The sequence below is a fragment of the Streptomyces thermodiastaticus genome (assembly GCF_014656135.1).
Classification (GTDB): domain Bacteria; phylum Actinomycetota; class Actinomycetes; order Streptomycetales; family Streptomycetaceae; genus Streptomyces; species Streptomyces thermodiastaticus.
In genome coordinates this window covers 53,385-64,898 of record NZ_BNBV01000030.1, presented here as the reverse complement: position 1 = coordinate 64,898, position 11,514 = coordinate 53,385, and the positions used below count along the sequence as shown (strand labels likewise).

The following is an 11,514-nucleotide window of genomic DNA, read 5'->3' as shown; positions in this document are numbered from 1 at the left end:
TTCCGATCCGATGTCCTCGGCGCTTTCCAGGTTCCCGCTCTCGCGTTTCCCTTTCCGGCGGCTCCGACTTTATCAGAGCTTCTGAGCCGGATTTCCCGCCCCCTTGCCGGGATCATGGTCCGGCACGCCGAGGCGTCCCGGCTACCCGTGTGGGCGGGGTCGTAAACGTACTGGAGCGGGGCGCCCCGATGCAAATCGAGGCGCCCCGCCATCAGTTGAGCGTCGTACCGGTCCCGTCGGGGCCGAGGCCGACGGGACGTCAGACCTCCACGACGACCGGGAGGATCATCGGCCTGCGCCGGTAGGTGTCCGAGACCCACTTGCCCAGCGTGCGGCGGATGATCTGCTGCATCTGGTGAGTGTCGGCGATGCCCTCCTGTGCCGACTTCTCCAGGGCGTCCGAGATCTTCGGGATGACGTCGGCGAAGGCCGAATCCTCGATGCCGGAGCCGCGGGCCTGGATGTGCGGGCCGCCGGTCACCTTGCCGGAGGTGGCGTCGACCACCACGAAGACCGAGATGATGCCCTCGTCCCCGAGGATCTTGCGGTCCTTCAGCGCCGGCTCGCCGACGTCGCCGACGGAGAGGCCGTCGACGTAGACGTAGCCGGCCTGCACCTTGCCGGAGATCTTGGCCTTGCCCTCGACGAGGTCGACGGTCACGCCGTCCTCGGCGATGACGATGCGGTCGTGCGGGATGCCGGTGAGGGCACCCAGCTCGGCGTTGGCCCGCAGATGCCGCCATTCGCCGTGGACCGGCATCAGGTTCCTGGGCCGGCAGATGTTGTAGAAGTACAGCAGCTCACCGGCCGAGGCGTGGCCCGAGACATGCACCTTGGCGTTGCCCTTGTGCACGACGTTGGCGCCCCAGCGGGTGAGGCCGTTGATCACGCGGTAGACCGCGTTCTCGTTGCCCGGGATCAGCGAGGATGCCAGGATCACCGTGTCGCCCTCGACGATGCGGATCTGGTGGTCCCGGTTGGCCATGCGGGACAGGGCCGCCATCGGTTCGCCCTGCGAGCCCGTGCAGACCAGGACCACCTCGTGGTCCGGGAGGTCGTCGAGCGTCTTGACGTCCACGACCAGGCCCGGCGGCACCCGCAGATAGCCGAGGTCCCGGGCGATGCCCATGTTGCGCACCATCGAGCGGCCGACGAAGGCGACACGGCGGCCGTATTCGTAGGCCGCGTCCAGGATCTGCTGGATGCGGTGGACGTGGCTGGCGAAGCTCGCCACGATGATCCGCTTGCGGGCGCCGGCGAAGACCTGGCGCAGCACGCCGGAAATGTCCCGCTCGTGCGGCGTGAACCCGGGGACCTCGGCGTTCGTGGAGTCGGTGAGGAGGAGGTCGATGCCCTCCTCGCTCAGCCGGGCGAAGGTGTGCAGGTCGGTCAGACGGTTGTCCAGCGGCAGCTGGTCCATCTTGAAGTCGCCGGTGTGCACGACCATGCCGACGGGCGTGCGGATCGCGACCGCGAGCGCGTCGGGGATGGAGTGGTTGACCGCGATGAACTCGCAGTCGAAGGGCCCGAGGCGCTCCCGCTGCCCCTCGGCGACCTGCAGGGTGTAGGGGCGGATGCGGTGCTCCTGCAGCTTGGCCTCGATGAGGGCGAGGGTCAGCTTGGAGCCGATCAGCGGAATGTCCGGCTTCTCCCGCAGGAGATAGGGCACGCCGCCGATGTGGTCCTCGTGGCCGTGGGTGAGGACGATGCCCTCGATGTCGTCGAGACGGTCCCGGATGCACGAGAAGTCGGGCAGGATCAGGTCGATTCCGGGCTGCTCCTCCTCGGGGAAGAGCACTCCGCAGTCGACGATCAGCAGACGTCCGCCGAATTCGAAGACCGTCATGTTGCGGCCGATCTCACCGAGGCCGCCGAGCGGGGTGACACGCAGGCCGCCTTCGGCCAGAGGCGGAGGCGGGCCGAGTTCAGGGTGCGGATGGCTCAAAAGATTCTCCTCAACCACGCGCGCCACGTACCGGTGGGCACGTGGCGCGCATGACGTTCGTGCAAGAGCAGTTGTCGTTGTCGGTGGTGCAGGCACCGGTGGTCCTGCTTGTTCAGTTGTGTCGCCCGGCGCCCCGTACTGCGGGGACGAGGCCGGGCGGTGCGGGGTTTCCCGCGAAGTCTCGGTGTCAGAGCTGTACCCCGCCGGCAGCAAGATCGATCTTGAGCTGCTCGGTCTCTTCCTCGGTCAGCTCGATCATGGGGGGCCGCAGCGGGCCGCCGGGCAGCCCCTGCAGCGCGAGGGCGGCCTTGGTGGTCATGACGCCCTGGGTGCGGAACATGCCAGTGTAGATCGGCAGCAGCTTCTGGTGGATCTCGGTGGCCTTCTGGACGTCACCGGAGGTGAAGGCGTCGATCAGGGCACGCAGATCCGGGGTGGCGACGTGGCCGACGACCGAGACGAAGCCGACCGCGCCCACGGAGAGCAGCGGCAGGTTCAGCATGTCGTCGCCGGAGTACCAGGCGAGGCCGGAGCGGGCGATGGCCCAGCTGGCGCGGCCCAGGTCGCCCTTGGCGTCCTTGTTGGCGACGATGCGCGGGTGCTCGGCGAGGCGGACGATCGTCTCGGTGCTGATCGGGACGCCGCTGCGGCCGGGGATGTCGTAGAGCATCACCGGCAGGCCGGTGGCGTCGGCGATGGCCGTGAAGTGCCGGTACAGGCCCTCCTGGGGGGGCTTGTTGTAGTACGGCGTGACGGTGAGCAGGCCGTGCGCGCCGGCCTGCTCGGCGGCGCGGGCCAGCTCGATGCTGTGGTGGGTGTCGTTGGTGCCGACGCCGGCCACGACGTGGGCGCGGTCGCCGACCGCCTCCAGGACCGCGCGGATCAGGTCCGCTTTCTCCGCATCGCTGGTGGTGGGTGACTCGCCGGTGGTGCCGTTGACGACCAGGCCGTCGTTGCCTGCGTCCACCAGGTGGGTGGCGAGCCGCTGTGCGCCGTCGAGGTCGAGTGCGCCGTCCGCCGTGAAGGGCGTGACCATGGCGGTGAGGACCCGCCCGAAGGGGGTCTGCGGAGTCGAGGTCGGAGCCATGGGTAACACGCTACTCGCTGCCCGGCGCAAGGGCTCTACTCGGGGAGGGTGACAAGTCCTGACAAAGGCGGAGCCCGGCACTGCCTGCTCGGGGGTTCAAGCAGTGCCGGGTCCGTTTGTTCAGGCTAGATGAATACCTATAAAGGCCGCAATACGGACACTTCGCGCGGATGACCCGCACCCCGGGAGCGGCATCAAGGTCGGCGAGAGGGCCGATATCCGCCTTACGGTGCGACTCGGCCGTTGGCGTTGAAAGCGGCGTAGGTGAGCGGCATGAGTTTCGCCCACTCGGCCTCCATCTTCTCGCCCACCATCTCGATCTCCCGCTGCGGGAAGGAGGGCACCTTGGCCAGCTCGTGCTGGGTGCGCAGGCCGAGGAAGTGCATCAGGGAGCGGGCGTTGCAGGTGGCGTACATCGACGAGTACAGGCCCACGGGCAGGACCGAGCGGGCCACCTCGCGGGCGACGCCGGCGGCGAGCATCTCCTGGTAGGCCTCGTAGGACTGCCGGTAGGAGTCCTCCATCACCCGGCCGACCAGCTCCTGCTGGGCCTGGGTGCCCTCGACGAAGTGGTACTTGCCGGGCCGGCCCTCCTGGACCAGCTTGCGGGAGGCATCGGGGATGTAGAAGACGGGCTCCAGCCGGCGGTAGCGCCCGGACTCCTCGTTGTACGACCAGCCGACGCGGTGCCGCATGAACTCGCGGAAGACGAAGATCGGGGCGCTGATGAAGAACGTCATCGAGTTGTGCTCGAAGGGGCTGCCGTGCCGGTCCCGCATCAGAAAGTTGATCAGGCCCTTGGAGCGCTCCGGGTCCTTCTGCAGTTCGTCCAGAGACTGCTCGCCGAGGGTCGAGACACGCGCTGCGAACAGCACGTCGGCGTCCGACGCGGTGTGCTTGACCAGCTCGACGGTCACATCGCTGCGGAAGCTGATCTTCAGGTCGTCGGCGGGGGTGTCGGTCACGTTTCGCGGGTCCCTTTCGTCACGTCGTGCGGGCGGCCCGGCAGGTCTCTCGGGCGCCGCCCACTCTACGGCCCGGCACTGACACCGGGACGTTCGGTGCCGGTCCGCGACATCGCCGGTGAAGGCCGGAGAATCCCGGGTAAGCGGGCACCTTTCGCACCCGTCGTGCGTCTGTAGGAGTGAGACACCCACGCGTGTATGAGCCACGTACCCGCGTTCGATCACTGTGTCGCCGGCAGAGAAAGGAAAGGAGCCGAGCGCCGATGTCCGTCCGGCGGGAGTCTGTCCCGTTCGCCTTCGTCGCCGAGGCCGACAGGTTCCGCAGCAATGTCACTCCCCCGCCCCGGCCGCGGCCGACCCCCGGCCAGATCGCCGGGCGGTGCCTGCTGGGCCTGACCGTCGTCGCAGGGCTCGTGGGGTCGCTGATCCTGGGGATGCCCGCGCTGTCGGCCGACGACGGGCCGGCGCAGACGCAGCAGGCCGCGCAGAGCCGCTGAGCCGGGGCCGCTCCGTCGGCCCCCGCGGGTGGTGAGCGCGGGCACAGCCGGATAGCCTCACCGGCACAGCCCCTGCCGGGACCGAGTGAGGACCAGCCGTGCCCCTGCCCTTCCTGACGGCCGACCGCGCTTTCGACACGGACGACGACGTCGCCCTGCCCAGTGACGCACCGGAGCGCTGGCGGCGTCCCTACCGGCCCGGGCCGTGGCGGGTGGGCGCCGCCGCGCTGATCCTGCTGCTTTCCTCGTTCGTCCTGCTCGCCGGGGTCGCGATCACGCTGACCGGCGACCCGGCCTCGGCGGCGGTGTGCTGCGCCGTCGGTCTGGCCGTCATCGCCGGCGCGCTGCGGCTGCTGCGCATGGGCGTGTGGGTCAGCGCCCGCGGCCTGCGCCAGGTGCGTTTCCTCGTCACCCGCACGACGCCGTGGGCGCAGGTGGCCGCGGTGCGCACGCTGCAGCAGCCGGTGCGGTGGCTGGGGCTTCCGCGCACGGTCCAGGGGCAGGCCCTGGTGCTGCGGCGCCACCGGGACCGGGATGCGCAGGACGCTCCGCCGCTGCTGACCACGCACAACGCCGACTTTCTGGGGCGTCCGCCGGCCTTCGACCGGGCCGCGGACACGGTGGAGGCCTGGGCGGAGGAGTACCGGGGCCGCTGACGGCCCCGGCACGGCACGTCACCGCGGTGCCGGAAACATCGCCGCGGTGCGCCGGGGCACGGACGTACCGCACGGATCGCGGCGCCGGCGTCTCAGGGCAACGGCAGTGGTTTGCCGTCGTGCAGGGCGATGGCGCGCTGCATCGCCTTGCGGGCGCGTGCGGTGTCCCGGGCGTCGTGGTAGGCGACGGCGAGACGGAACCAGGTGCGCCAGTCGTCGGGGGCGGCCTCCGTCTCGGCCTTGCGCTTGGCGAAGACCTCGTCGGCCGAGTCGCGGTCGATGCGCCCGCTGGGGGTGCGCTTGAGCTCGTCGACGGGCAGGCCGCCCTCGGCGTCGAGCTCCGCGGCGAGCTGGTTGGCCCGGCGGACGAACTGGGTGTTCTTCCACAGGAACCACAGGCCGATCACCGGCAGGATCAGTACGGCGATGCCGAGGGCGACCGTGACGGGCGTGCCGGACTGGATGAGCAGCACGCCACGGCTGCCGACCAGGACGAAGTAGAAGACCAGGACGGCGGCCGTGACGATGTAGGTGATCTTCGCGCGCATGGGAAGCTCGGGTCTCTCTTCGCTCAGCCGAGGTCGAGGAAGTGTTCCAGGCCGAAGGTCAGGCCGGGGGCGGACACCACGCGGCGCACACCGAGCAGGACGCCGGGCATGAAGCTGCTGTGGTGCAGCGAGTCGTGCCGGATGGTGAGCGTCTCGCCCTCGCCGCCGAGCAGGACCTCCTGGTGGGCGAGCAGGCCGCGCAGCCGCACCGCGTGCACCGGCACACCGTCGACGTCGGCGCCGCGGGCGCCGTCCAGCGCGGTCGCGGTGGCGTCCGGTGCCGGGGCGGTGCCGGCCCGGCGGCGGGCCTCGGCGATGAGCTGGGCGGTGCGGGTGGCGGTGCCGGAGGGGGCGTCCACCTTGTTCGGGTGGTGCAGCTCGACGACCTCGACGGATTCGAACAGCGGCGCGGCGATCTGCGCGAACTTCATGGTCAGCACGGCCCCGATGGAAAAGTTCGGAGCGATGAGCACACCGGTGTCCGGGGAGGCGGCGAGCCAGTCCTTCAGCCGGGCGAGGCGCTCGTCGGTCCAGCCGGTGGTGCCGACGACGGCGTGGATGCCGTTGCGGACGCAGAACTCGAGGTTGTCCATGACCGACGCGGGGGTGGTCAGTTCGACCGCCACCTGGGCGCCGGTGTCGACCAGGGTCTGCAGGGCGTCGCCCCGGCCGAGGGCGGCGACCAGTTCCATGTCGTCGGCGGCCTGAACGGCCCGTACGGCCTCGGAACCGATCCTTCCCTTGGCACCGAGGACCGCCACGCGCAGCTTGCTCATCTCTCAGCTTCCTTACGACCGGGGCTGCCCGGCCCGCGGGCCGGGTGCAGCGGGGTGGTGACCAGTGATCGTACGGCCCGGGGCGGTCAGGAGACCGCCGCGTGCAGTCCGGCGGCCTGCTTGTCCTTGAGCGGGCCGATGACCGACAGCGACGGCCGCTGTCCGAGGATGTCCCGGGCGACCTCGCGGACCTCGTCCGGGGTCACCGCCGCCATCCGGGCCAGCATGTCGTCGACGGAGATCTGCTCGCCCCAGCACAGCTCGCTCTTGCCGATACGGTTCATCAGCGCCCCGGTGTCCTCCAAACCGAGGACGGTGGAGCCCTGCAGCTGCCCGATGGCGCGGCTGATCTCCTCGTCGCTCAGGCCGTTCTCGGCGACGCGGTCGAGTTCGTCGCGGCAGATCCGCAGCACGTCGTGCACCTGGCTGGGCCGGCAGCCGGCGTAGACGCCGAACAGACCGCAGTCGGCGAAGCCGGAGGTGTAGGAGTACACGCTGTAGGCCAGGCCGCGCTTCTCCCGGATCTCCTGGAAGAGCCGGGAGGACATGCCGCCGCCCAGGGCGGTGTTGAGGACGCCGAGGGCCCAGCGGCGCTCGTCGGTGCGGGCCAGGCCGGGCATGCCCAGCACCAGGTGGGCCTGCTCGGTCTTGCGGCCGAGCAGTTCCACGCGGCCCGCGGTGCGCACGACGCGCCGTCCGTCGCGCGGGGCGACGGGCACGGCCTGCGGGTCCGTGAGGGCGCCGGCCTTCTCGAAGGCGGCGCGGACCTGGCGTACGACCTTGGCGTGGTCGATGTTGCCGGCGCAGGCGACCACGAGATGGGTCGGGCCGTAGTGCTTCTTGTAGAAGCGGCGGATGCGGTCGGCGGTGAGCGCGTTGACCGTGTCGACGGTGCCGAGGACCGGGCGGCCGAGGGGGCTGTCGCCGAACATGGTGTGGGCGAACAGGTCGTGCACGCAGTCGCCGGGGTCGTCCTCGGTCATGGCGATCTCTTCGAGGATCGCGCCGCGCTCGACGTCGACGTCCTCCTCGCGGATGAGCGAGCCGGTGAGCATGTCGCAGACGACGTCGATGGCCAGCGGCAGGTCGGTGTCGAGCACCCGCGCGTAGTAGCAGGTGTACTCCTTGGCCGTGAACGCGTTCATCTCGCCGCCGACGGCGTCCAGGGCGGCGGAGATGTCCAGCGCGGAGCGGCGCGCGGTGCCCTTGAAGAGCAGGTGCTCCAGGTAGTGCGTGGCACCGCCGAGCGAGCGGGTCTCGTCGCGGGAGCCGACGTGCGCCCAGATACCGAAGGTGGCCGAGCGCACGGACGGCAGGGTCTCGGTGACGATGCGCAGGCCGCCCGGGAGGGTGGTGCGGCGCACGGTGCCGATGCCGTTGGTGCCCTTGATGAGGGTTTGGGTACGGGCGACGGCCCGCCCCTCCGGAGAGGTGCGGGCCGTCGCCTTGAAGCCACGCGACGTCACTTGGCGGCGGCGTCCTTCTCGTTCGCTTCCTCGCCCTCGAGCACGGGGACGAGGGAGAGCTTGCCGCGGGAGTCGATCTCGGCGATCTCGACCTGGACCTTCTGGCCCACACCGAGCACGTCCTCGACGTTCTCCACACGCTTGCCGCCGGCCAGCTTGCGGATCTGCGAGATGTGCAGCAGACCGTCCTTGCCGGGCAGCAGGGAGACGAACGCACCGAAGGTGGTCGTCTTCACGACCGTGCCGAGGTAGCGCTCGCCGACCTCCGGCATCGTCGGGTTGGCGATGCTGTTGATCGTGGCGCGGGCGGCCTCGGCGGAGGGGCCGTCGGAGGCACCGATGTAGATGGTGCCGTCGTCCTCGATGGTGATCTCGGCGCCGGTGTCCTCCTGGATCTGGTTGATCATCTTGCCCTTCGGGCCGATGACCTCGCCGATCTTGTCGACCGGGATCTTCACGGTGATGATCCGCGGCGCGTTCGGGGACATCTCGTCCGGGCGGTCGATCGCTTCCATCATCACGTCGAGGATGTGGAGGCGGGCGTCGCGGGCCTGCTTCAGGGCGGCGGCCAGGACGGAGGCCGGGATGCCGTCCAGCTTGGTGTCGAGCTGGAGGGCGGTGACGAACTCCCGGGTGCCGGCGACCTTGAAGTCCATGTCACCGAAGGCGTCCTCCGCACCGAGGATGTCGGTGAGGGTGACGTAGTGCGTCTCGCCGTCGATCTCCTGGGAGATCAGGCCCATGGCGATGCCGGCGACCGGGGCCTTCAGCGGCACACCGGCGTTCAGCAGCGACATGGTGGAGGCGCAGACCGAACCCATCGACGTCGAGCCGTTGGAGCCGAGGGCCTCGGAGACCTGGCGGATCGCGTACGGGAACTCCTCGCGCGAGGGCAGCACCGGGATGAGGGCCCGCTCGGCCAGGGCTCCGTGACCGATCTCGCGGCGCTTGGGGGAGCCGACGCGGCCGGTCTCACCGGTGGAGTACGGCGGGAAGTTGTAGTTGTGCATGTAGCGCTTGCGGGTCACCGGGGAGAGGGTGTCCAGCTGCTGCTCCATGCGCAGCATGTTCAGCGTGGTGACGCCCAGGATCTGGGTCTCGCCGCGCTCGAACAGCGCCGAGCCGTGGACCCGCGGGATGGCCTCGACCTCGGCGGCCAGGGTGCGGATGTCGGTGACACCGCGGCCGTCGATGCGCTTCTTCTCCTTGATGACGCGCTCGCGGACCAGCTGCTTGGTCAGCGCGCGGTAGGCGGCGGAGATCTCCTTCTCGCGGCCCTCGAACTCGGGCAGCAGCTTCTCGGCGGCCAGGTTCTTGACCCGGTCCAGCTCGGCCTCGCGCTCCTGCTTGCCGGCGATGGTGAGCGCCTGCGCCAGCTCGGGCTTGACCGCGGCGGTCAGCGCCTCCAGGACGTCGTCCTGGTAGTCGAGGAAGATCGGGAACTCGGTGGTCGGCTTGGCGGCCTTGGCGGCGAGGTCCGACTGGGCCTTGCACAGCACCTTGATGAAGGGCTTGGCGGCCTCCAGACCGGCGGCGACGACCTCCTCGGTGGGGGCCTCGGCGCCGCCCTCGATCAGCTTGACGGTCTTCTCGGTGGCCTCGGCCTCGACCATCATGATCGCGACGTCGCCGTCCTCCAGGACACGGCCGGCGACGACCATGTCGAAGACGGCGCTCTCCAGCTCGGTGTGCGTCGGGAAGGCGACCCACTGGCCGTTGATCAGCGCGACGCGGACGCCGCCGATCGGGCCGGAGAAGGGCAGGCCGGCCAGCTGCGTCGACGCGGAGGCGGCGTTGATCGCCACGACGTCGTACAGATGGTCGGGGTTGAGCGCCATGACCGTGGCGACGATCTGGATCTCGTTGCGCAGGCCCTTCTTGAAGGAGGGGCGCAGCGGGCGGTCGATGAGGCGGCAGGTGAGGATCGCGTCCTCGCTGGGCCGGCCCTCACGGCGGAAGAAGCTGCCGGGGATCTTGCCGGCGGCGTACATCCGCTCCTCGACGTCGACCGTGAGCGGGAAGAAGTCGAGCTGGTCCTTGGGGTTCTTGGAGGCGGTGGTGGCCGACAGCACCATGGTCTCGTCGTCCAGGTACGCCACCGCGGAGCCGGCGGCCTGCTTGGCCAGGCGGCCCGTCTCGAAGCGGATGGTGCGGGTGCCGAAGGAACCGTTGTCGATCACGGCTTCGGCGTAGTGGGTTTCGTTCTCCACTAGCGTTTTCTCCTCGTCCTCGTCCCTCCCGCCCGTGCGGCAGGGGGACGGTGGCGGAGAAGCGCTCCGTGCGGTGCGGGCCGGTCTTCGATCGAAGCACCCGGGGCTCATCCCCGGGGGCCACTACCGAGGACCGGCGGCGTCGAGGCGCGCTCCTCCTCGTTCGTCGTGCGCCCGGCCCGGCCCCTGCCGGGGATGGGCCATCACACTGTGTCATGCGTAGTGCCTTCTGGTACCACAGTACAAAGCGGCACTGACAGTCCGCACGTCCCGCGACCGCGCAGGACGTGCACGGCTCGTGCCCGCGGTGCGGCTGGGCCGCGGTGCGTGACGGAGCGGAGCCGCCGTGCACACGTACAGCGAGCACCTACGGGCACATACAGCGAAGGGAGCGGTCCCCTGTCCGACGGGAACCGCTCCCTTCACGGCGTCTTACTTGGCGCCCGCAGCACCACGGCGGATGCCGAGGCGGTCGACCAGCGTACGGAAGCGCTGGATGTCCTTCTTGGCGAGGTACTGCAGCAGGCGGCGGCGCTGACCGACCAGGATCAGCAGGCCGCGGCGGGAGTGGTGGTCGTGCTTGTGGGTCTTGAGGTGCTCGGTCAGGTCGGAGATCCGACGCGAGAGCAGGGCGACCTGGACCTCGGGGGAGCCGGTGTCACCCTCCTTGGTACCGAACTCGGCGATGATCTGCTTCTTCGTGGCGGCGTCGAGCGACACGCGTACTCCTCATGCTCTTTCGAGTGCCACCGAGTGCCCCTGGTCTTCTTCTCGGGGGAGCTTCCATGACTCGGGAGGCCGGGCTCGCTGGGCGCGGCCCCCAGGGCGGGCAGGATCACCTGCGGATGCGCCGGGGGTGCGTACACAAACGGCCGCCACTCAGGTTACCAGGCGCCAGGGCCCGCCTTCGCACCGGTCCGCACAAGCCGCCTGCCGGGACCGCGCGGGCCACTAGGGTGAGGCCGAGGACACTGCACGTCGGGTACCGGCCTCGTCACCGGGGGCGTACCACGCGCCGGGGTCCTGCCACGCCGTCACTACGTCGGGAAGGGGTCGCTACGGCATGACGGAGACGGAAGCGGAGATCAAGGCACGCAAGGAACGGGAGCGCGACGAACTGTACGCCCTGGACATCTCGGGCGTGGAATGGCACTGCGCACCCGGCACCGAGGACCACGAGGAGCGCGTCGAGATCGCCTACCTTCCCGGCGGCGGCGTCGCCATGCGCTCCTCCCTCGACCACGACACGGTGCTGCGCTACACCGAGGCCGAGTGGCGTGCCTTCGTGCTGGGCGCCCGGGACGGGGAGTTCGACCTGGAACCGGCGCCGGAGCAGGACGAGCCCGGCGGCAACGGGAAGTGAG

Annotated in this window: 11 protein-coding genes; 3 read left to right on the top strand and 8 right to left on the bottom strand. The window is 70.1% G+C overall.

The window, feature by feature from the left end; all coding sequences use genetic code 11:
• Positions 1 to 259: 259 nt before the first annotated feature.
• From IE286_RS22805 to thyX, 3 genes are all read right to left on the bottom strand, one after another.
• Entirely contained in the window at positions 260 to 1,945 is a 1,686-nt protein-coding gene (locus tag IE286_RS22805; protein WP_189798641.1) for a ribonuclease J, read from the bottom strand.
• A gap of 187 nt (positions 1,946 to 2,132) precedes the next feature.
• Positions 2,133 to 3,032 carry a 4-hydroxy-tetrahydrodipicolinate synthase gene (gene dapA / locus IE286_RS22800; RefSeq protein WP_189798640.1) on the bottom strand — a complete coding sequence of 300 codons (900 nt, stop codon included), beginning with the start codon at positions 3,030 to 3,032 and terminating at the stop codon, positions 2,133 to 2,135.
• Positions 3,033 to 3,256: 224 nt separating this feature from the next.
• Entirely contained in the window at positions 3,257 to 3,997 is a 741-nt protein-coding gene (gene thyX, locus IE286_RS22795; RefSeq protein WP_189798639.1) for an FAD-dependent thymidylate synthase, read from the bottom strand.
• A gap of 263 nt (positions 3,998 to 4,260) precedes the next feature.
• On the opposite strand from thyX, the gene IE286_RS22790 reads away from it, so the two are divergent.
• Together IE286_RS22790 and IE286_RS22785 are read left to right on the top strand one after the other, a co-directional pair.
• Positions 4,261 to 4,494, top strand: a complete 234-nt coding sequence (locus tag IE286_RS22790) for a hypothetical protein (protein WP_189798638.1) — start codon at positions 4,261 to 4,263, stop codon at positions 4,492 to 4,494.
• A 98-nt stretch (positions 4,495 to 4,592) separates the two neighbouring features.
• Positions 4,593 to 5,150, top strand: a complete 558-nt coding sequence (locus IE286_RS22785) for an SCO5741 family PH domain-containing membrane protein (RefSeq protein WP_189798637.1) — start codon at positions 4,593 to 4,595, stop codon at positions 5,148 to 5,150.
• Between the two features lie 92 nt (positions 5,151 to 5,242).
• On the opposite strand, the gene IE286_RS22780 is transcribed toward IE286_RS22785, so the two are convergent.
• The 5 genes from IE286_RS22780 to rpsO all read right to left on the bottom strand — a co-directional run bounded on the left by IE286_RS22780 (position 5,243) and on the right by rpsO (position 10,870).
• On the bottom strand, positions 5,243 to 5,698 hold the full coding sequence (locus IE286_RS22780) for a tetratricopeptide repeat protein (RefSeq protein ID WP_189798636.1): 456 nt from the start codon (positions 5,696 to 5,698) through the stop codon (positions 5,243 to 5,245).
• A 23-nt stretch (positions 5,699 to 5,721) separates the two neighbouring features.
• Entirely contained in the window at positions 5,722 to 6,474 is a 753-nt protein-coding gene (gene dapB, locus IE286_RS22775; RefSeq protein ID WP_189798635.1) for a 4-hydroxy-tetrahydrodipicolinate reductase, read from the bottom strand.
• An 86-nt stretch (positions 6,475 to 6,560) separates the two neighbouring features.
• A complete protein-coding gene (locus tag IE286_RS22770; protein ID WP_189798634.1) occupies positions 6,561 to 7,940 on the bottom strand; it encodes a M16 family metallopeptidase in 1,380 nt (459 codons plus the stop codon).
• Positions 7,937 to 10,150 carry a polyribonucleotide nucleotidyltransferase gene (locus IE286_RS22765; protein WP_189798633.1) on the bottom strand — a complete coding sequence of 738 codons (2,214 nt, stop codon included), beginning with the start codon at positions 10,148 to 10,150 and terminating at the stop codon, positions 7,937 to 7,939. The genes IE286_RS22770 and IE286_RS22765 overlap by 4 nt, the downstream gene beginning before the upstream one ends.
• Before the next feature lie 432 nt (positions 10,151 to 10,582).
• Positions 10,583 to 10,870, bottom strand: coding sequence for a 30S ribosomal protein S15 (gene rpsO, locus IE286_RS22760; RefSeq protein WP_030619140.1), 288 nt, complete (start codon positions 10,868 to 10,870; stop codon positions 10,583 to 10,585).
• Positions 10,871 to 11,213: 343 nt separating this feature from the next.
• Between rpsO and IE286_RS22755 the strand changes: the two genes are divergently transcribed.
• Positions 11,214 to 11,513, top strand: a complete 300-nt coding sequence (locus IE286_RS22755; protein ID WP_189798632.1) for a DUF397 domain-containing protein — start codon at positions 11,214 to 11,216, stop codon at positions 11,511 to 11,513.
• Position 11,514: the final 1 nt, after the last annotated feature.